Annotated in this window: 20 protein-coding genes; 15 read left to right on the plus strand and 5 right to left on the minus strand. The window is 70.9% G+C overall.

Going from position 1 to position 20518, the window contains the following annotated elements:
- The first annotated feature begins 14 nt into the window (after window positions 1-14).
- From ABG085_RS04060 to ABG085_RS04110, 11 genes are all read left to right on the plus strand, one after another.
- A complete protein-coding gene (locus tag ABG085_RS04060) occupies window positions 15-683 on the plus strand; it encodes a TetR/AcrR family transcriptional regulator (RefSeq protein WP_347978145.1) in 669 nt (222 codons plus the stop codon).
- Between the two features lie 155 nt (window positions 684-838).
- A complete protein-coding gene (locus ABG085_RS04065; RefSeq protein ID WP_347978146.1) occupies window positions 839-1123 on the plus strand; it encodes a DUF2277 domain-containing protein in 285 nt (94 codons plus the stop codon).
- A 1413-nt stretch (window positions 1124-2536) separates the two neighbouring features.
- On the plus strand, window positions 2537-4225 hold the full coding sequence (locus tag ABG085_RS04070; protein ID WP_347978147.1) for an ATP-binding cassette domain-containing protein: 1689 nt from the start codon (window positions 2537-2539) through the stop codon (window positions 4223-4225).
- A gap of 222 nt (window positions 4226-4447) precedes the next feature.
- The gene (locus ABG085_RS04075) at window positions 4448-5566 is read left to right on the plus strand and encodes a GuaB3 family IMP dehydrogenase-related protein (RefSeq protein ID WP_347979274.1); all 1119 of its coding nucleotides are present in this window, start codon (window positions 4448-4450) and stop codon (window positions 5564-5566) included.
- A 206-nt stretch (window positions 5567-5772) separates the two neighbouring features.
- Window positions 5773-6588, plus strand: a complete 816-nt coding sequence (locus tag ABG085_RS04080) for an SURF1 family cytochrome oxidase biogenesis protein (RefSeq protein ID WP_347979275.1) — start codon at window positions 5773-5775, stop codon at window positions 6586-6588.
- A 76-nt stretch (window positions 6589-6664) separates the two neighbouring features.
- A complete protein-coding gene (locus ABG085_RS04085) occupies window positions 6665-7186 on the plus strand; it encodes a DUF3817 domain-containing protein (protein WP_347978148.1) in 522 nt (173 codons plus the stop codon).
- Window positions 7183-8781: a glutamine-hydrolyzing GMP synthase gene (gene guaA / locus ABG085_RS04090; protein ID WP_347978149.1), complete on the plus strand. Its 1599-nt coding sequence runs from the start codon at window positions 7183-7185 to the stop codon at window positions 8779-8781. Before ABG085_RS04085 ends, guaA begins: the two co-directional genes overlap by 4 nt.
- A gap of 98 nt (window positions 8782-8879) precedes the next feature.
- A complete protein-coding gene (locus tag ABG085_RS04095) occupies window positions 8880-10286 on the plus strand; it encodes a glycosyltransferase (protein WP_347978150.1) in 1407 nt (468 codons plus the stop codon).
- Between the two features lie 49 nt (window positions 10287-10335).
- Window positions 10336-10917 carry a GNAT family N-acetyltransferase gene (locus tag ABG085_RS04100; protein ID WP_347978151.1) on the plus strand — a complete coding sequence of 194 codons (582 nt, stop codon included), beginning with the start codon at window positions 10336-10338 and terminating at the stop codon, window positions 10915-10917.
- Window positions 10918-11046: 129 nt separating this feature from the next.
- Window positions 11047-11691 carry an ATP-dependent Clp protease proteolytic subunit gene (locus tag ABG085_RS04105; protein WP_347978152.1) on the plus strand — a complete coding sequence of 215 codons (645 nt, stop codon included), beginning with the start codon at window positions 11047-11049 and terminating at the stop codon, window positions 11689-11691.
- Entirely contained in the window at window positions 11688-12284 is a 597-nt protein-coding gene (locus ABG085_RS04110; RefSeq protein ID WP_347978153.1) for an ATP-dependent Clp protease proteolytic subunit, read from the plus strand. The genes ABG085_RS04105 and ABG085_RS04110 overlap by 4 nt, the downstream gene beginning before the upstream one ends.
- Window positions 12285-12665: 381 nt before the next feature.
- Here the strand turns inward: ABG085_RS04110 and ligD are convergent, their stop codons facing one another.
- The 3 genes from ligD to ABG085_RS04125 form a co-directional block, all read right to left on the minus strand.
- Complete coding sequence (gene ligD, locus ABG085_RS04115; RefSeq protein ID WP_347978154.1) at window positions 12666-13919, minus strand: non-homologous end-joining DNA ligase; 1254 nt, start codon at window positions 13917-13919, stop codon at window positions 12666-12668.
- Between the two features lie 52 nt (window positions 13920-13971).
- Window positions 13972-14310, minus strand: coding sequence for a helix-turn-helix transcriptional regulator (locus ABG085_RS04120; protein WP_347978155.1), 339 nt, complete (start codon window positions 14308-14310; stop codon window positions 13972-13974).
- A gap of 258 nt (window positions 14311-14568) precedes the next feature.
- The gene (locus ABG085_RS04125) at window positions 14569-15504 is read right to left on the minus strand and encodes a Bax inhibitor-1/YccA family protein (RefSeq protein ID WP_347978156.1); all 936 of its coding nucleotides are present in this window, start codon (window positions 15502-15504) and stop codon (window positions 14569-14571) included.
- Between the two features lie 166 nt (window positions 15505-15670).
- Here ABG085_RS04125 and ABG085_RS04130 point away from each other — a divergent pair, with 166 nt between their 5' ends.
- Window positions 15671-16696, plus strand: a complete 1026-nt coding sequence (locus ABG085_RS04130; RefSeq protein ID WP_347978158.1) for a glycerophosphodiester phosphodiesterase family protein — start codon at window positions 15671-15673, stop codon at window positions 16694-16696.
- Between the two features lie 59 nt (window positions 16697-16755).
- Here the strand turns inward: ABG085_RS04130 and ABG085_RS04135 are convergent, their stop codons facing one another.
- Window positions 16756-17220: an SRPBCC domain-containing protein gene (locus ABG085_RS04135; protein WP_347978160.1), complete on the minus strand. Its 465-nt coding sequence runs from the start codon at window positions 17218-17220 to the stop codon at window positions 16756-16758.
- A gap of 16 nt (window positions 17221-17236) precedes the next feature.
- On the opposite strand from ABG085_RS04135, the gene ABG085_RS04140 reads away from it, so the two are divergent.
- Window positions 17237-17572 (plus strand): metalloregulator ArsR/SmtB family transcription factor, encoded by a 336-nt coding sequence (locus ABG085_RS04140; RefSeq protein WP_347978161.1) that lies wholly within the window; start codon window positions 17237-17239, stop codon window positions 17570-17572.
- Window positions 17573-17578: 6 nt separating this feature from the next.
- On the opposite strand, the gene ABG085_RS04145 is transcribed toward ABG085_RS04140, so the two are convergent.
- Window positions 17579-18361, minus strand: coding sequence for an alpha/beta hydrolase (locus tag ABG085_RS04145; protein WP_347978162.1), 783 nt, complete (start codon window positions 18359-18361; stop codon window positions 17579-17581).
- A 145-nt stretch (window positions 18362-18506) separates the two neighbouring features.
- Here ABG085_RS04145 and ABG085_RS04150 point away from each other — a divergent pair, with 145 nt between their 5' ends.
- A complete protein-coding gene (locus ABG085_RS04150; RefSeq protein ID WP_347978163.1) occupies window positions 18507-19442 on the plus strand; it encodes an NADP-dependent oxidoreductase in 936 nt (311 codons plus the stop codon).
- Window positions 19439-20509 (plus strand): alkene reductase, encoded by a 1071-nt coding sequence (locus ABG085_RS04155; RefSeq protein ID WP_347978164.1) that lies wholly within the window; start codon window positions 19439-19441, stop codon window positions 20507-20509. The genes ABG085_RS04150 and ABG085_RS04155 overlap by 4 nt, the downstream gene beginning before the upstream one ends.
- Window positions 20510-20518 lie beyond the last annotated feature (9 nt).

A 20518-nucleotide genomic window follows, 5' to 3' on the forward strand; every position in this document is an offset into this window, starting at 1 on the left:
GATAACCTCGGGGCATGACTTCTGCGCAGCGCGATGGCAGCGGCGCCGCCGCTCTCGATGAGCCCGCCGAGACGGGCAAGCGCCTGTCGTCCGACGAGCGGCGCCGGCAGATCCTCGTGGCCGCGATGGCCGTGTTCGGCACCCGCGGGTACGAGGGCGCGACCACCGATGAGGTCGCGCGTGCGGCCGGAGTCAGCCAGCCGTACGTGGTGCGGCTGTTCGGCTCGAAGGAGAACCTCTTCCTCGCGGCCATCGAGGACGCCCTGACACGGCTGCTGGCGGCGTTCCGCGCCGCGCTCGCCGAGGACGACGGCGGGGCCGACAGCGACGGGCCCACCGCGGCCAAACGCATCGGGCAGGCCTACGTCGATCTGATCGAGGTGCGCGGGCTGCACCAGACGCTCGCGCACGCGTACCTCCTGGGCAGCAATCCGGTCATCGGGGCCGCCGCGCGCCGCGGGTTCGCCTCGGTCTGGCGGTTCTTCCGCGACGAGATGGGGCTCAGCGCCGACGAGGCCCGCGCATTCATGGCCGAGGGCATGCTCATCAGCACGATGATCGGGCTGCGCATCGTCGACGACTACGGCTCGGACCCGCAGATCACCGAGCTGTTCCGCTCGTGCTTCCCCACCGAGCTGCCCCACGTTCTCGACGTCCTGCCTCGAGGCACCGAGCGCTGGTAGCGCGCCGGGTCGAGGCATCGGTCGACCGACCTCGTCGAAAGCACATGACTTCCGCCCGCAGGACGTGTGATGTCGGCGAGAGCCTGCGATCTCGACGGCCGGCAAGCGGATGCCGAACCTGGCCGCCGTCCGAGGCGCGGCGTATCGTCGGGGGCATGTGCCGGAACATCCACACGCTCCACAACTTCGAGCCCGCGGCCAGCTCCGACGAGGTGCATGCGGCCGCCCTGCAGTACGTGCGCAAGATCGCGGGCACCACGAAGCCCTCGAAGGCGAACCAGGACGCGTTCGACCGTGCCGTCCACGACATCGCGCACATCACGCAGCACCTGCTCGACGACCTCGTGGCGGTGACGCCTCCGAAGAATCGCGAGGAAGAGGCCGCCAAGGCGCGCGAGCGGGCCATCAAGTCGGGACGCTACGCCGCGCCCGCCGCCTGAGTCGGTCAGTGAGCGAGCGAGGGACGAGCGAGACGGAACGCACCTTACCCGGCGCAGCCCGTCGGCTTGGGGCGTTTCGTCTCGCTCGCTGGCGCTCCCTCGCTCAACGATCGATGCCTCTGCGACCCGGTCGTTGAGCGAGCGAGGAACGAGCGAGGCGGAACGCGCCTTACCCGGCGCAGCCCGTCGGCTTGGGGCGTTTCGTCTCGCTCGCTGGCGCTCCCTCGCTCAACGATCGATGCCTCTGGGACCCGGTCGTTGAGCGAGCGAGGGACGAACGAGGCGGAACGCGCCTTACCCGGCGCAGCCCGGTCGGCTTGGGGCGTTTCGTCTCGCGCGCTGGCGCTCCCTCGCTCAACGACCGATGCCTCTCCGACCCGGTCGTTGAGCGAGCGAGGGACGAGCGAGACGGAACGCGCCTGACCCGGCGCAGTCCGTCGGCTTGGGGCGTTTCGTCTCGGTCGCTGGCGCTCCCTCGCTCAACGACCGATGCCTCTGGGACCCGGTCGTTGAGCGAGCGAGGGACGAGCGAGACGGAACGCGCTTTACCCGGCGCAGTCCGTCGGCTTGGGGCGTTTCGTCTCGGTCGCTGGCGCTCCCTCGCTCAACGACCGATGCCTCTGGGACCCGGTCGTTGAGCGAGCGAGGGACGAACGAGACCGAACGCGCTTTACCCGGCGCAGCCCGTCGGCTTGGGGCGTTTCGTCTCGCTCGCTGGCGCTCCCTCGCTCAACGACCGATGCCTCTGCGACCCGGTCGTTGAGCGAGCGAGGGACGAACGAGGCGGAACGCGCCTTACCCGGCGCAGCCCGGTCGGCTTGGGGCGTTTCGTCTCGCGCGCTGGCGCTCCCTCGCTCAACGACCGATGCCTCTCCGACCCGGTCGTTGAGCGAGCGAGGGACGAGCGAGACGGAACGCGCCTGACCCGGCGCAGTCCGTCGGCTTGGGGCGTTTCGTCTCGGTCGCTGGCGCTCCCTCGCTCAACGACCGATGCCTCTGGGACCCGGTCGTTGAGCGAGCGAGGGACGAGCGAGACGGAACGCGCTTTACCCGGCGCAGTCCGTCGGCTTGGGGCGTTTCGTCTCGGTCGCTGGCGCTCCCTCGCTCAACGACCGATGCCTCTGGGACCCGGTCGTTGAGCGAGCGAGGGACGAACGAGACCGAACGCGCTTTACCCGGCGCAGCCCGTCGGCTTGGGGCGTTTCGTCTCGCTCGCTGGCGCTCCCTCGCTCAACGACCGATGCCTCTGCGACCCGGTCGTTGAGCGAGCGAGGGACGAACGAGACGAAACGCGCCGCGACGGCGAGAGCGTCCGGTCTGAGATAGTCTGGTCGGCTCCCCGTCGGCGACGGACGCTTCGACTCGTCCCTCGCTCAGCGCACGTGCTGAAACCGGAGCAGACAGGGAAACACCGTGGGTTACATCGACATCGCCGCCGTCTCGTATGCGCTGCCGGATGGGCGGCCGCTGCTCGACGAGGTCTCGTTCCGCGTCGGCGAGGGCTCGACCACCGCGCTGATCGGGCAGAACGGCGCCGGCAAGACCACGCTGCTGCGGATCATCCGCGACGAGGTCCCGGCGCTCTCGGGCGTCGTCTCGATCGACGGCGGGCTGGGCGTGATGGACCAGTTCGTCGGCCACGGCGGTGCCGGCCAGACCATCCACGATCTCCTCATCGCCGTCGCGCCCGACCGCGTGCGTCGCGCCGCTCGTGAGCTCGAAGACGCCGAGGCCGCCATCATCGAGCGCGACGACCTCGACACGCAGATGCGGTACGCCGGAGCCCTGGCGGACTACGCCGAGGCAGGCGGCTACGAGTACGAGACCGTCTGGGACACCTGCACGACGGCGGCTCTCGGCATCCCGTTCTCGCGTGCCCGGTTCCGCGAGCTGACGACGCTGTCGGGCGGCGAGCAGAAGCGGCTCGCGCTCGAGGCCCTGCTGCGCGGGCCCGACCAGGTGCTGCTGCTCGACGAGCCCGACAACTACCTCGACGTGCCCGGCAAGCGATGGCTCGAGGAGCGCCTGCGCGAGACGCCGAAGACCGTGCTGCTGGTCTCGCACGACCGCGAGCTGCTGGCGCGCGCCGCCGATCGCATCGTGACACTCGAGGTCGGCGGTGCGGGCAGCACCGCGTGGGTGCACGGCGGCGGGTTCGGCAGCTATCACCGCGCGCGCGACGACCGGATGGCGCGCCTCGACGAACTGCGGCGGCGCTGGGACGAGCAGCACGTCAAGCTCAAGGAGCTGGTGGCCGCCCTCAAGGTGAAGGCCACGGCGAACGACACCTTCACCTCTCGCTACCGCGCCGCGCAGACGCGCCTGCGCAAGTTCGAAGAGGCCGGCCCGCCGCAGGAGCGCCCGCGCGAGCAGGACCTCGATGTGCGCCTACGCGGGGCGCGTACCGGGCGACGGGCGGTCGTCGCCGAGCAGCTGGAGCTCACCGGCCTCATGAAGCCGTTCGACCTGGAGGTGTGGTTCGGCGACCGGGTCGCGGTGCTGGGCTCGAACGGCTCCGGAAAGTCGCACTTCCTGCGCCTCCTGGCCCGCGGCGGCACCGACCCGGACGGCCGGCTCGGGCACCTCACGACGACCGGCGCGGCGCTGGATGCGGTCGCGCACACCGGCCGCGCGATCCTCGGTGCGCGGGTCGTGCCGGGGTGGTTCGCGCAGACCCATCGCCACCCCGAGTTCGACGGCAAGACGCTGCTCGACATCCTGCATCGCGGCGAGGATGCGCGCAGCGGTCTGCCGCGCGAGGCCGCCAGCAGCGCGCTGGATCGCTACGGCCTCGTCGCCCAGGCGGAGCAGACGTTCGACAGCTTGTCGGGCGGGCAGCAGGCGCGATTCCAGATCCTGCTGCTCGAGCTCTCGGGCGCGACGCTGCTGCTGCTGGACGAGCCGACCGACAACCTCGACCTCGTCTCGGCCGAGGCGCTGCAGGACGCCCTCGCCCGCTTCGAGGGCACCGTCCTCGCCGTCACGCACGACCGGTGGCTCGCGAAGTCCTTCGACCGCTTCCTGGTGTTCGGCTCCGACGGGCGCGTCTTCGAGTCGGACCAGCCGGTCTGGGACGAGACGCGCGTCGCGCGGGCGCGCTGAGGGGTGACGGATGCCGCGGCCCGCGGCATCCGTCTCGTCAGGCGCGTTTCGTCTCGCTCGTTCCTCGCTCGCTCAACGACCGGGAGTCCGAGTTCGGTCGTTGAGCGAGGGAGCGCCAGCGGCCGAGACGAAACGCTTCGGGCCGACCGGATGCGCGGGGAGCTGCGATCAGAGCGGGGCTCGGGCGGCGACAACGCCGCCGGGTAGGCTGGTCGGGTGAGCATGGACATCGAGCTCGGCCGGGCCAAGCGCGCGCGTCGCGCCTACACGTTCGACGACATCGCGGTGGTGCCGTCGCGGCGCACCCGCAACCCTGAGGACGTCTCGACGACGTGGACGATCGACGCGTTCAGCTTCGACATCCCGGTGCTCGGCGCCCCCATGGATTCGGTCGTGAGCCCGCGCACCGCGATCATGCTCGGCCAGCTCGGCGGCCTCGGCGTCCTCGACCTCGAAGGCCTCTGGACGCGCTACGACGACCCGGAGCCGCTCCTGGCCGAGATCGCCGGCCTCGAGAAGGCCGCCGCGACCCGCCGCATGCAGGAGCTCTACGCCGAGCCCATCAAGCCCGAGCTCGTGCGCGACCGCCTCGCCGAGATCCGTGCGGCCGGCGTCACCGTCGCCGGCGCGCTCACCCCGCAGCGCACGCAGGAGCTGTACGAGACCGTCGTCGCCGCCGGGGTCGACCTGTTCGTGATCCGCGGCACCACGGTGTCGGCTGAGCACGTGTCGAGCGTCGACCAGCCCCTCAACCTCAAGAAGTTCATCTACGACCTCGACGTCCCGGTGATCGTCGGCGGCGCGTCGACGTACACGGCGGCGCTGCACCTCATGCGCACCGGCGCCGCCGGCGTGCTCGTCGGATTCGGCGGGGGAGCGGCATCCACCACCCGCGTGACGCTCGGCCTGCACGCCCCGATGGCGACCGCCGTCGCGGACGTCGCCGGAGCGCGCCGCGACTACCTCGACGAGTCGGGCGGACGCTACGTGCACGTCATCGCCGACGGCGGCGTGGGCACGTCGGGCGACATCGTCAAGGCGATCGCGATGGGCGCCGACGCCGTCATGCTGGGCGTGGCGCTTGCGCGCGCGACGGATGCCCCGGGCCAGGGCTTCCACTGGGGTCCCGAGGCGCACCACTCCCGGCTGCCCCGCGGCCGCCGCGTGAAGGTCGACCAGGTCGCCTCGCTCGAGGAGATCCTCTACGGCCCGGCGCCGGTCGCCGACGGCACCGCGAACCTCATGGGCGCGCTGCGCAAGTCGATGGCGACGACCGGATACTCCGATCTCAAGGAGTTCCAGCGGGTCGAGGTCGTCGTCGCGCCGTACGCCGCGGGATGAGTGACCCCGACGACGCCGACGACGACCCCCGGTCGTTGAGCGAGCGAGGAACGAGCGAGACGAAACGCCTCGGTGGCACCGACGACTCCCTGCCGCGGCATCCGACGAACGGGCGCGTTTCGTTTGCGGGCGCTGGAGCGCCCTCCGCTCGACGACCGGAAGCAGACGAGCCGGTCGAGGAGTTCCCGCCGACGCTCCGCGAGGTGATGCTGCGACCCCGCTGGATCGGGATGCTGCTGCTCTGCCTCGTGGTGGCGGGAGTGTTCGCCTGGCTCGGGCAGTGGCAGCTGGGTCGTGCGGTGGTGACGAATCCGGTTCCTCCCGGTGCGACCGAGGAGGTTCAGGATCTCGCAGACGTCGCGGCGCCCGGCGAGTACCTTCCCGAGCCCCTCGTGGGCCAGCGGGTGGAGACGGCCGGCAGCTGGGTGCCCGGCGACTTCGTCATCGTGCAGTCGCGGTTCAACGACGGCGTCGAGGGCTTCTGGGTGACCGGTCAGCTGCGCCTCGACCCCGACCGCACGGAGACCTTCGGACCGACGTCGCTCGCAGTGGCCCTCGGGTGGGCCGCCAGCGAGGACGAGGCTCGTGCTGCCATCGACGAGCTCGAGGAGGAGGCATCCAGGTCTTCCGCGGAAGACGCCGTCGAGGTGACGGGTCGCCTCATCTCGGACGAAGGTCCGGTGCTGCCGCCGCGCGGCAGCGACCCGCAGACCCTGACGCGCATGTCGCCGGCGGCCCTGCTCGGTCAGTGGCACGACGTCGAGGGGCTCTTCGTCTACCGTCCGTACCTGGCATCGGAGGACGCGTTCGCCGGCCTCGATGCGATCTCGTCGCCGGCGCCCGCCGAGGGCTCGGGCGTCAACTGGCTGAACATCTTCTACGCACTCGAATGGGCCGTCTTCGCCGGCTTCGCGTTCTACCTCTGGTACCGCCTCGCGAAGGATGCCTGGGAGAAGGAGACCGAGGACTTCGAGGACGACCGGCGCGAGTCGGGGGGCGAACCGGAGCCCTCGGCATCCTGAAGCCGTCCGCCGGGACGCGACGGAGGCGGCGTTGAGCCCGGAATCCGAGCACCGTGCCGCGGGTAGACTGGGGGCCATGCCCCGCGCCCCGAAGCTCGCTTCCTTTCCGGCGATCCGCGGAGCCCTGAAGTTCTACCAGATCTGCTCGATCATCACGGGCACGATGCTGCTCCTGCTGGTGGCCGAGATGATCGGCAAGTACGCGCTCGGCTACGAGCTGTTCCTGGGCGGCTCCGGTGGATTCCTCTGGTTCGCGCCCGTCGTCGAGACGGCCTCCGGCCTCGAGTCCACGGGTGACGGGTTCAACCTGTCGCTCGGCATCCTCGTCGCCCACGGCTGGTTCTACGTGGTCTACCTGATCTCGTGCTTCCGCGTGTGGAGCCTGATGCGCTGGAACCTCCTGCGCCTCGCCATGCTCGCCGCGGGTGGCATCGTGCCGCTGCTGTCGTTCTTCATGGAGGCGCGCGTCGCGCGCGACGTGAAGACGTACCTCTCCGAGCGCGAGGCCGCTGAGCTGCACACGCGCGCCGAGCACTCTTCCGCTGCTGATTCCCTTCCGACCCCCGCCCCCGCCATGCCGACGGAGAACAAGCGTTGACCCAGAGCCTTTCAGAAACAGGGACCGACACCTCCCAGCGCCCCGTTCTCGTCGTCGACTTCGGAGCCCAGTACGCGCAGCTCATCGCGCGACGGGTGCGCGAGGCCGGCGTCTACAGCGAGATCGTGCCCCACACCGCGAGCGCCGCCGACATCGCGGCGAAGAACCCGGTCGGCATCATCCTGTCGGGCGGTCCGTCGTCGGTCTACGAAGAGGGTGCCCCGGCGCTCGACACCGACGTCTTCGACCTCGGCGTGCCGACGCTCGGCATCTGCTACGGCTTCCAGGTGATGGCGCAGGCGCTCGGCGGCGAGGTCGCACACACCGGACTCCGCGAGTACGGAGCGACGGATGCCGCGGTCACGGGTGACGGCGGCGTGCTGCTGGGCGGCCAGCCGGTGGAGCAGAACGTCTGGATGAGCCACGGCGACCAGGTCGCCAAGGCGCCCGAGGGCTTCGAGGTCCTCGCCTCGACCGGAGCGACCCCGGTGGCCGCGTTCGGCAGCGACGAGCGTCGCCTGTACGGAGTGCAGTGGCACCCCGAGGTCAAGCACACCGACTACGGGCAGAACGTCATCGAGAACTTCCTGCACAAGGCAGCGGGCCTCGCGGCCGACTGGAACAGCGGCAACGTCATCGCCGAGCAGGTCGAGCGCATCCGTGCGCAGATCGGCACCGGTCGCGTGATCTCCGCCCTGTCGGGCGGCGTCGATTCCGCGGTCTCGACCGCGCTCGTCCACGAGGCCGTCGGCGACCAGCTCACCGCGATCTTCGTCGACCACGGGCTGCTGCGGAAGGGCGAGCGCGAGCAGGTCGAGAACGACTACGTCGCCTCGACGGGTGTGCGCCTCATCACGATCGACGCGCGCGAGCAGTTCCTGAACGCGCTCGAGGGCGTCAGCGACCCCGAGCAGAAGCGCAAGATCATCGGCCGCGAGTTCATCCGCTCGTTCGAGGCCGCAGAGCGCGAACTCGTCGCCGAGGCCGCGGCCGACGGCGAGCCCATCCGCTTCCTGGTGCAGGGCACCCTGTACCCCGACGTCGTCGAGTCCGGCGGCGGCACGGGCACCGCGAACATCAAGTCGCACCACAACGTCGGCGGGCTCCCCGAAGACCTGCAGTTCGAGCTCGTCGAGCCCCTGCGCACGCTGTTCAAGGACGAGGTGCGAGCCATCGGCCGCGAGCTCGGACTCCCGGAGGCGATCGTCGCCCGCCAGCCGTTTCCGGGCCCCGGCCTCGGCATCCGGATCGTGGGTGAGGTCACCGCTGACCGCCTCGAGATTCTGCGCGACGCCGACGCCATCGCGCGCGAAGAACTGACGAAGGCCGGCCTCGACGGCGAGATCTGGCAGTGCCCGGTCGTGCTGCTCGCCGACGTCCGTTCGGTGGGCGTGCAGGGCGACGGGCGCACCTACGGGCACCCGATCGTGCTGCGTCCGGTGTCGTCCGAAGACGCGATGACCGCCGATTGGACGCGCCTGCCCTACGACGTGCTGTCGAAGATCTCGAACCGCATCACCAACGAGGTGCGCGAGGTCAACCGCGTCGTGCTCGACGTCACGTCGAAGCCGCCGGGCACCATCGAGTGGGAGTGATCCAGCCGGCGCCTCGGACCTTCGGGTCCGGGGCGTCGCTGTCGTCTGCCGGCTGTCGGGGTTGCGGGTGCTTCGGAGAGGTGCGGGAGGATGGACGCGTGACTGCGGCCCGCGACGAGACCCTGCCCGACGCCGACTACGTGCTCCTGGGCAGCCGCGTCGCGCTGGGACTGGACGGCGGGTTCGCCGTCGCAGTGCCGGCGCGACGGGGCCTGCTGGCCTCGGCCGGCGCAACCGATCCTCTGCAGCTGAGCGTCGACGGGGCGTCGCCCGAGACGCATGCCGCGCAGCGGCAGGCGTTCGTCGATGCGGGTCTGCTCGACAGCACCGCCTCGGCGCGCAACCTCTTCGACGACATCGTGGCCGAACCGTCGTGGCTCTTCGCGGCGGGGGAGCCGGCGGGCGACGCGGCGGCGACCGGGATCGAGTATCGCGTGGTGGAAGACGCGGCCGCAGCCAGCCCCGTCGTCTCGCTGCCGGTCTTGCGTGACGACCCCACCTGGCACCTCTCCGACGCGCCGATCATCGTGCACGCTCCGGGCGGCGACCGCATGCTGCGCGGCTTCCGCAGCCTGTATGCCGCGTGGCTCACGCATATCGCCGAGCAGCGACGCGCCGCCGCCGGAGATCCCGACCGGTTGTTCGTCGTGATCCTCGAGTCGCGGCAGATCGGTGAGGCCCTGGCCGACTGGGACGATCCGCGCGTACGTCTCGTCCACACCGTGCACAACTCGCACCTGCCGGCGCCGCACGACGATCCCGATGCGCCCGTCACGGGGATGTGGCAGCGCTGGCTCTCGACGGTCGACCGCTACGACGCCGTGCTGTGGCCGACGGCCGCGCAGCGCGACGAGGTGGCGGCGCGGTTCGGCGACCCCGGCACGTTCCACGTCGTGCCCAACACGATCGAGCTCGGCACCGAGCCGCCGCATGCGGCATCCCGCGATGCGCGCCAGGTGGTGATGCTCAACCGGCTCGCGCCGCAGAAGCGCGTCGACCTCGCGATCCGCGCGTGGGCGCGGGTCGTCGGCGTCGTCCCCGACGCACGGCTGGACGTCTATGGCGATGGGCCGCTGCGGGACGAGCTGCAAGGGCTCATCGACGACCTCGGGCTTGCGGCATCGGTCACGCTCCACGGGGCTACGGCCGACCGCGACGCGTTCTTCGACCGCGCGGCGCTCTTCGTCACGTCGACCGCGTTCGAGGGGCAGGGGCTGTCGATCGCCGAAGCGCTCGCGCGCGGGCTGCCCGTCGTGTCGTTCGACGCCCGTTACGGCCCGCGCGAGGCGATCGGCGACGCCGGCGTGCTGGTCGCGCCCGGGGATGTCGACGGATTCGCCGACGCGATCACCCGTCTGCTGCAGGACGACGCCCGCCGCGCCGAGCTGTCGTCGCGGGCGCGTGCCGCCGCGGCGGCGTTCACACCCGACGTGGTGCGCCCCGCCCTCGTCGCCGCGCTCCGCGCCGCGGTCGAGAACCCCTCCCGGCGTACCCCGGCAGGCTGAGCCGCGCTCCGACGCTCGTCGTGTCGGATACCGGCAGTACGGTCGGGCCATGGGCATGCGGGTGGTCGCGGCGACGCAGGCGGGATGGGATGCCGTCGACAGCGTCATGCAGGCCGATGCCTCGTCGCGCAACTGTCAGTGCCAGTTCCACATCCTCGAGAACGCCGATGCGCGCCGCACCACGCGCGAGTCCCGGCGAGAACTGCTGCGCGAGCAGGTGCGCACGCTCGACCCGCCGCGTGGTCTCGTCGCATTCGACGGCGACACGGCGGTGGGCTGGTGCGGGGTCGAGCCACGCGTGCGGGTGCGCCACGTCCTGGCGAGCCGACTCGTGCGCGCTCACAGCCTGTACGCGGCCGACGACCCGGGAGTGTGGGCGATCTACTGCATCCTCGTACCGCCGCGGCGACGCCGCGGCGGAGTCGGTGCGGCATTGCTGGCGGCGGCCCTGGACCACGCCGTGGGCCACGGCGCGACGGCGTTCGAGGCGTACCCGATCGACACGTCGAAGCGCGGCGGCGAGCTCCCACAGGGTTTCTCCACGGGCACCGTCGCCATGTTCGCCGGGCACGGCTTCGCGGCGGTCGCGGCACTTCCCTCCGCGCGCACGCTCATGCATCGGCCCGCCTGAGCAGCGGCCGCGACCGGACCGTGCCGCCGCCCCCAGGCCTGAGATCCCGGGGCAGACGCTCCGCCCTCGGCAGAGCCGCCGGGAGCGGAAACGGATGCCGCCGCCGCCGCATCCGCGCAGGCTGGGGGCATGGCAGACGAAGGCAAGATCCCCCAGTTCGGGGCTGAAGCGCGGCGCGAGCTGTTCCACCAGCGCGTGCTCGTGCTCGACGGCCCGCTCGACGACGACAACGGCACCCTGATCGCGACGCAGCTGCTCGCGCTCGCAGCCGAGGACGAGGCATCCGATATCGCGCTCTGGATCCACTCGCCCGGCGGCTCGGTGCCGTCGATGCTCGCGATCCGCGACGTCATGAACCTCATCCCCAACGACGTGGCCACCCTGGCGCTCGGGCTCGCCTGCAGCGCAGGGCAGTTCCTGCTGTCGGCGGGAACCCGCGGCAAGCGCCGCGCGCTGCCGCACGCGCGCATCCTGATGCATCAGGGATCCGCCGGCATCGGCGGGTCGGCGGTCGACGTGGAAGTGCAGGCCGACGACCTGCGCCACATGCGCGACACCGTGCTCGGCCTCATCGCGCGCGACACCGGGCAGAGCATCGACCGTATCTTCGAGGACTCGCTGCACGACCGCTGGTACACAGCGACCGAGGCCCAGGACTACGGCTTCATCGACGGCATCGTCGACGACTTCGCGCAGGTGGTGCCGCGACGGCGACGGCCCGCCGGTCTCGGCGTCGGCGCAGACGTCACGGCGACCCGGGAGGTGGCGGCATGACCTCGTACACGATTCCAAACGTCGTGGCGCAGCATCCGCGGGGCGACCGCATCATGGACGTTTACTCGCAGCTGCTCACGGAGCGCGTCGTCTACCTCGGCACCGGGATCGACGCCGGCGTCGCGAACGCGCTCATCGCGCAGCTGCTGCACCTCGACGCCGACAGCCCGGACCGCGACATCCAGCTCTACATCAACTGCGAGGGCGGCGACCCGGCCGCCATGCTGGCCGTCTACGACACGATGCAGCACGTGCGACCCGACGTCGCGACGACTGTCGTCGGGCAGGCCATCGGCGTGGGTGCCGTGATGCTGGCCGCCGGCGCGCCGGGCAAGCGCTCGGTGCTGCCGCACGCACGCGTGGTGCTGCATCAGCCCGCCGGACAGGGGAGGGGCGCGATCCCCGACTTGATCCTGCAGGCCGACGAGCTCGTGCGCGTGCGCGGCGAGGTGGAGGAGATCCTGGCGCGCCATACCGGGCAGGATGCCGCGAAGCTGCGCGCCGACACCGACCGCGACCGGGTCTTCACTGCGACGGATGCCGTCGCCTACGGTCTTGCCGACCACGTGCTGGAGCGGGTTCCGGCCCGCTGAGCGAGAGGAAACCGGTCGTTGAGCGAGCGCAGCGAGACGAAACGCCTCGGGGTCCGTGCGGACATCAGGCGCGTTTCGTCTCGCTCGTTCCTCGCTCGCTCAACGACCGGGGCGGGGTGAAGCGCGTTTCGTCTCGCTCGTTCCTCGCTCGCTCAACGACCGGGGCGGGGTGAGGCGCGTTTCGTCTCGCTCGTTCCTCGCTCGCTCAACCACCGGCGGTAGGACGAGCTCGGGGACGTTTCCATCCGGTCGTTGAACGAGCGCAGCGAGACGAAACGCCTCGGGGTCTGCGCAAAAGGTCAGGCGCGTTTCGTCTCGCTCGTTCCTCGCTCGCTCAACGACCGAGGGTGAGGCCGTACGTCTCGCTCGTCCCTCCCTCGCTCAACGACCGGCGGATCCGGGGGCGCCGGGCCAGGACTTGCCCTCCCAGGGGTCGTAGTCGGCGATCAGGGCCTCTTGCGGCGGGCGCTCGGCCTCGGGCACGTGCTGCAGGTTGACGCGCACGCGGTACCAGAGCGAGCTCGACCCGCGCATGCCGTCGATCATCACATCGGCGGGATGCAGCTGAGCGGCCACGGCCGGATGCCGCGTCTTCCACTCCTCGAGAGCCGCGGTCGACTCGGACTTGGACTTGGTGCGGGCGATCTCGATGAGCGGCATCGTGGACTGGCGGCGCCCCGACCCGTCTGTGCCGCGCGGCGCCTTCTCGGCCGGGCCGAGCTCGTCGGCCAGACGCAGCAGCCCGTCGAGGGTGCCCACGGCGTCGTCGATGCCGGCGTGCGGATCGCCGAGGTCGGCGAACCGCTGGGGGACGGTGAGCAGGGTGAACTCCTCCGGGCGGCGCTTGCGCACCTCGTCCCAGTCCAGCGGCGTGGAGACGCGCGCGTCGGGCAGCGGGCGGATGGAGTAGGCCGACGCCACGGTACGGTCCTTGGCGTTCTGGTTGAAGTCGACGAACACGCTCTCGCCGCGCTCCTCCTTCCACCACCGTGCGGTCGCGAGGCCGGGTGCGCGGTTCTCGACCTCACGCGCGAGCGTCTCGGCGGCGACGCGCACCTGCTTGTAGTCCCACTGCGGTGCGATGCGCACCAGGATGTGCAGGCCGCGGGACCCGCTGGTCTTGGGCCACCCGACGAGCCCGACATCGTCGAGCACCTCGCGGGCGACGAACGCGACGTCGACGATCTGCCCCCAGTCCACACCGGGCATGGGGTCGAGGTCGATGCGCAGCTCGTCGGGGCGGTCGAGGTCTTCGGCGCGGACGGGATGCGGGTTGAGGTCGAGGCACCCGAGGTTGACCACCCACGCCAGGCCTGCGGCATCCCGGATCACCGCCTCTTCTGCCGACGTCCCGCGCGCGTAGTGCAGCGTCGCGGTGTCGATGAAGTCGGGGTGGTTCTCGGGCACGCGCTTCTGGAAGAACGGCTCGGCGTCGATGCCCTTGGGGAAGCGCTTGAGCACCATCGGCCGCCCGCCGGCCCCGCGGAGGGCGCCTTCGGCGACGGAGAGGTAGTAGCGGACGACATCGAGCTTCGTGATCCCGAGCTCGGGGAAGACGATCTTGCCCGGGCTCGAGATGCGCACCTCGTGCCCCTCGACATCGAGGATCTCGGCTTCGGACTTCGCGGGCGTCACCCGGCCAGGCTAGCGACGCCCCACGACATGGGCCAGTGGCCTGCCGGACGTGTCAGGCGGCGAGGGCGAATGTCGTGCGGCATCCGACCGCCGCACGGTCGGCGCCGCGCGATCGGAGGTCGTCGACGACGCCCGCGGTGAGCTCGATCAGCGTGACCTCGAGTGCGCCGGCGACGGCCGCGATCATCTCGCTGGAGGGCTCTTTGAGGCCGCGCTCCATCTCGGACAGGTACTGCGGCGAGACGCCCGCGCGATCGGCCGTGTCGGCAAGGCGCTCGCCGCGTTCGTGTCGCAGGCGGCGCAGGCGGTCGCCCAGCGCGTCGCGCCAGAGGGGCTCAGGGTCACGAGGGGAACGCGGCGCCTTCGTCGGCAGCGGGATGATCTCGGCCATGCGCTCACGATAGAACGACAGCGCTGGGGGCTCGAAGTGGTTCCGCTCTGAGCAGAACCGCCCGGATCTCGTGCACGGAGTCGGAGACCTCGACCGACGCGCCGTGTCGAGGCATCCGTCACCGGCGTTTCGTCCGCGATCTCCGACTCTGTGCACGCGTGCCACGCGTGCACAGACCACGTACGGGTGCCTGGCGAGGGAAAGCGAACGGCCGCCCGGAGAGCCGGACGGCCGTTCAGGAGCGCTGCGCGCGGAATGTCAGTTGTCGCCGCGCGCGATAGCGATGATGCGGAGAATCTCGACGTACAGCCAGACGACGGTGACCATGATCCCGAAGCCGCCGAGCCAGCCGTACTGACGAGGAGCGCCGTTGCGGACACCCTGCTGGATGTTGTCGAAGTCGAGCACCAGCGAGTAGGCGGCCATGATGACGACGAAGACGCCGATGAGGACACCCCACGGGATGCCGAAGAGCGGGCTCTCATTGCTCAGCATGCCGAAGGCTCCGCCCGCGATCGGGGCGTTGAACATCATCAGGACGATGTTGATCAGCGAGAACACCAGGTAGCCGACCATCGCGATGAGGAAGATCTTCGTGGCCCGCTTCGACGCGCGGATCTTGCCGCTCGCGAAGAGGGCGAGCGTGACGCCGACGACTGAAAGCGTCGCGAGGGTCGCCTGCAGGACGATGCCCTCCCACTGGACCTCGAAGAACGCCGAGATGCCACCGACGAAGAGTCCTTCGAAGGCGGCGTAGGCGAAGATGAGGGCCGGGCGGATCTTCTTGCGCGAGGTGAAGATCACGACGAGCGACAGCACGAAGCCGCCGAGGGCGCCAAGGATCCAGGGGAGGATCGAGATCTGGCCGGGAGCCGTTGTCGACGTGCCGCCGAGGGTCCACACCCAGCCGACCGCCGCGAACGCGACGAGGACGGCGAACAGCCCGACCGTCTTCCAGACGGTGTCCTCGACCGACATCCGGCCGGTCTCGATGGCACCGGCGGGCGGGGCGGCGTACATGCCCTCGAGGTGGGCCTGGGCTGCGGCATCCGTTCCGGCACGCTGCGCGGTCGAGGACTGCGTCGGCGCCGGGGGCGGGGTCAAGCTCGCCGCCTGGCGGCCGCCCGGGTAGGTCTGAACGGCCTTCGGATCCTGGAAGGCCGGGTTGCTGAACGCGGGGTTGTTGAGGGCCACTGCTCTCACACTCCAAGTCACGGGGGTTGAACAGCACGGTGCTGTTGATCAACATTATCCGACCGGCGGCCGCACGGCACGGATCGGCGCTGAGAGACGGCTATGAACGGATGCCGCTTCCTCGCCCGCGGGAGTAGGCGAGGTGGTCGCTGGCTACGCTGGAACGGTGCCGCGCCGCAAACCGCTCGTCATCGGGCACCGGGGTGCACCCGGGTATCGCCCGGAGCACTCGCGCTCGTCGTACGCGCTCGCATTCGCGATGGGCGTCGACGCCGTCGAACCCGACATCGTGGTCTCCCGTGACGGCGTTCTCGTCGTGCGGCACGAGAACGAGATCTCAGGCACGACCGACGTCGCCGACCGGCCCGAGTTCGCGGACCGGCGCACCACCAAGACCGTCGACGGCGAACAGCTCACCGGCTGGTTCACCGAGGACTTCACGTGGGACGAGCTCGCGACGCTCCGCTGCCGGGAGCGGATCCCGCAGCTGCGACCCTCGAGCGCGAGCTTCGACGACGAGCAGCTGGTGCTGCGACTGCGGGACGTGCTCGACGCGGTCCGCGAAGCCTCGCTCGAGTACGGGCGAGAGATCGGCGTGGTGCTCGAGATCAAGCACGCCACGTACTTCGCCACGTGCCTCGGCGCCGCCGGCGGGTGGGACATCGCCGACCTCGTCGAGGCGGAGCTGCGCGAGGCCGGCTGGGCCGATGGCGAGCTGCCGCTGACGATCGAGGCGTTCGAGTCCACGGTGCTGTTCGCACTCAGGGAACGCGGCATCCGCGCGGCGTACGTGTATCTGCTCGAGGCGTCGGGCCGGCCTTTCGACCTCTTCGCCGCGCACGGCAAAGCCGCGCTGACGTACCGGCAGACCGCGGCGCCCGCCGGTCTCGACGCACTGGTGGGACGTGTCGACGGGATCAGCGTCGACAAGCGGACGATCCTCGCTCCTGACAAACTCGGGCGCACCAGCGGTCCTTCCGCGGTCGTCGCCGACGCCCACGATCGCGGGCTGCGCGTCTTCACCTGGACCTGCCGACCTGAGAACCGCTTTCTGATCGGGCAGTTCCGCACCCGCGGCGGCCCGGCGGCGTTCGGCGACTGGGAGGCGGAGTGGGGCATGATCCGCGACGCCGGCGTCGACGGCGTGTTCGTGGACCACCCCGATCTCGGAGTCTCGTTCTTCCGCGGGTGAGCGCCGCGCTTCTTCGGCTTCGGGCGGTGCGAAGCGTGGCGCGATTGCGGTGACCCTCGTCAGGCGTAGAAGCCCTCGCGCAGGTTGATGCCGTGCTCGACCCACGCCTTGAGCGCCGCGAGCATGCCGGTCCAGCCCTCGCAGTTGCCGAACGCGCTCTTCGCGCCGCCGGCGTCAGCTCGCCAGGCGGACTCCGTGATCGTCACGAGCGTCCGCTCGCCGTCGTCGATCGGCTCGAATTCGAAGGTGGTCGTGGTCTCGGCCTCCAGGCCGTCGCGCGCTTCCCACCGGATGACGAGCCGACGCGGTGGGTCCGACTCCACGACGGTCACGGGGAAGCGGCCGGGAAAGTCGGCGAAGTCCCATGTGACGTCGGCGCCCTGTTCCAGGCGGCCACGGGCGCCGCCGGTCGTGAAGTACCGCGAGAGCTGCTCGGGGTCGGCGACCGCCTCGTAGACCTCGGCCACCGGCCGTGCGACGCGGCCCGACACGGTGAACGAGAGTGCGGTGAGTTCTTCAGACATGTTGTAGTTTTATAACATGACGGATGCCGCGCGCAAGGGGTCCGACGACGACCTGGTGGACGACCGCGTGTTCAAGGCGCTCGCCGCGCCGCTGCGCCGGCGCATGCTCGATGCCCTGAAGGGCGAGCCGCTCACGACGGGGGCGCTGTGCGCCCGCTTCTCGGAGGTCGATCGCACGACCGTGCTGCAGCACCTGCGCGTGCTCGAGCGCGCAGAGCTGGTCACGGGCCGCAGGATCGGCCGCGAGCGCCACCTCGCCCTCGCTCCGCTGCCGATCAAGCGCATCCACGACCGCTGGATCGGCGAGTACGCGCGCGCCGCGGTCGATCTGCTCGAACGGCTGAACGACTGACGGCTTCTAGCTGAGGCGCTCCTGGATCACGCGGGCTGTCGCTGCCGGGTCGGGGCGGTGCATCACCGACTCGGGAACGATCACCAGTTCCGCGCCGTCGATCGCCTCGGCCAGGCGATCGGCGGCCGTGATGAGGAGGGGGAAGGTCTGCTCGCCGCGCAGCACCGTCACCGGTGTGGTCACCGCGAGCATCTCGGGGGTCGGAGTCGAGACATCTTGCACGAGCTTCGTGTCGTAGACCGTCGACTGCGCCAGCGGAAGCATCGCCGGGAACTGGTCGCTCGCCCGGATCTGCTCGACCATCTCGGTCGGCAGTCCGACGTTCTCGAGCTGGAACGTGACGATCGCCTCTTCGGGACGGCCCTCGTCGACGTACCGCTGGAGGCGTTCGGCGAGATCGTCGGCGGGTTCGTCCACGCCGAACCGCAGCGGCGGCTCGGACAGGAACAGCGCGCGGATCGGCACGCCCCGGGATGCTGCGACCAGCGCGAGCACCGCGCCGGAGGAGTGGCCGAGAACGGCCGCGTCGCCGCCGACCGCCTCGACCACGGCTGAGAGATCCTCGACCTCGCGATCCGGCGTGGAGCCCCGCGCGTCGCCGCTCGAGCCGCGGGCGCGGCGGTCCCACGCGACGGCGCGGTAGCCGGCATCCGTCAAGGCCTGCGCCAGTCCGGCGGCGTCGGCCGCCGTCGAGAGGGCGCCGTTCACGATGACGACGACGGGACCGTCGCCCTCACCGGTCTGGTCGTACGCGATGGGTGTGCCGTCGGCAGAGGTCACGGTGCGCATGGCGCCCAGCCAAGCACGGGCCGCCGACATCCGCACCCCCACGTTCTCGGGGCGGCCTGTTCGCTGTCATCGAACATAGGTTGCCGACCACATAACTCTGCTAACGTCATTCATGTTGCCGACCACACGAATGAAGGAGACGGCCATGAAAGCTCAAGTCATCACCCGGTTCGGAGAGCCGGAGGTGTTCGAGGCGAGAGAAGTCGATTCGCCCTCGGCGGGCCCGGGGCAGGTGCTCGTGCGCGTCGCCGTGGCGGCGGTCAACCCGCTCGATGCCAAGATCCGCGGCGGCGCCCTGTCGTCCATGTTCCCGACGACCTTTCCCGCTGTGCTCGGGAACGAGATCGCCGGTGTCGTGGAAGCGGTGGGCGAAGGCGTGACCGAGCCCTCCGTGGGCGACCGCGTCGCCGGCTTCGTCCCCTCAGGCGGCTACGCCGAGCTGGTCGTGACGACGCCCGATCGGGTGGTGCGCGTGCCCGACGCGCTGCCCCTCACGAAGGCCGCCACCATTCCGACCGCCGCCGAGACCGCACAGCGCGCGCTCGCGCTGCTCGATGCGCAGCCGGGCGAGACGGTCGTGGTCAACGCGGCGGCCGGCTCGGTCGGAAGCGCCGCCGTGCAGCTGCTGAACGCGGCGCGCGTCCGCGTGATCGGCACGGCGTCCGAGGTGAACCACGACTACGTGCGCGCACTGGGCGCGACACCGGTGCGCTACGGCGATCACCTCATCGCCGACCTCGCGCTCGCCGCGCCCGACGGGGTGGACGCCGCATTCGACGCCGGCGGCCGGGGCTTCGCGGACCGGATGCTGACGCTGGTCGAGCCGTCGCGCATCGTCACGATCGTCGACTTCGCCGCCGCGCGCCATGGTGTGCAGATCGCGGCGGGCGACCCGTTCGCAGTGGATGCCCGTTCCCTCGCGCCCGTGCTCGACCTCGCGGCCCACGGGCGCTTCGCCACCGAGGTGGCCGGCGTCGTGGCCTTCGACGGTGTCGCCGAGGCTCACCGTCGCAGCGAAGACGGCCACCTGCGCGGGAAGCTCCTCGTGCACGTCGCCGACATCGCGGGAGCGAACGCATGAGCGCGCTGTGGGAGACCGCCACGGTGGGCCGCATGCAGCTGAGCCACCGCCTGGCGCTCGCGCCGATGACCCGCAGTCGGGCGCTTCCCGATGGCACGCCGGGCCCGCTGACCGCGGAGTACTACCGGCAGCGCGCGTCGCTGGGACTCCTCATCAGCGAAGGCGTCCAGCCCTCGGACGACGGTCAGGGCTACCTGAACACCCCGGGCATCTACCGTGCCGCTCATGTGGAGGGCTGGCGTGAGGTGGCGGATGCCGTGCACGCCGAGGGCGGCCACCTGGTGCTGCAGCTCATGCACGTCGGACGGATGTCGCACCCCGAGAACACGCCGCACCACCGCACGCCGATCGCGCCGTCCGCGATCGCGCCGGGTGTGGAGATGTTCACGCCGAGCGGGCGGCAGCCGATCCCGCAGCCGCGCGAGATGAGCGGTGACGACATCGCCCGGACGATCGCGGAGTTCCGCCACGCGGCGGCGAAGGCCGTCGAGGCCGGCGCGGACGGCGTGGAGATCCACGGGGCGAACGGCTACCTGCTGCACCAGTTCCTCTCGCCGAACGCCAACACCCGTACCGACGGCTACGGCGGCTCGATCCCCGCGCGCTCGCGCTTCGCGCTCGAGGTCGCCGCCGCCGTCGCCGACGAGATCGGCGGCGACAGAGTCGGCATCCGCATCTCGCCCGGTCTCGTCATCGGCGGCATCGACGAGGGACCGGATGCCGCGGACCAGTACCGTCATCTCGTCGGCGAGCTCGCCGGGCTGAACCTGGCCTATCTGCACGTCGTGCAGTCGTCAGATGAGGTGCTGCTGCGGGACCTGCGCGACCTGTGGCCGAGCGCACTCCTCGTGCTCCGCGCAGGGCGCTCGCTCGATGCCCTCGGGGACGACATCGACGCGGGTCTCGCCGACATCGTGCCCATCGCGCGGTGGGCGCTGGCGAATCCCGACGTCGTCGAGCGGATCCGCTCCGGTGCGCCGATGAACGACGCCGACCCGGCGACGTTCTACGGTGGAGGGGCGGCCGGGTACACCGACTATCCGGCGCTCGCGAGCATCTCTTCCTGATGAGGAACC

Origin of the sequence: Microbacterium sp. ProA8 (genome assembly GCF_039905635.1) — a bacterium.
Classification (GTDB): domain Bacteria; phylum Actinomycetota; class Actinomycetes; order Actinomycetales; family Microbacteriaceae; genus Microbacterium; species Microbacterium chionoecetis.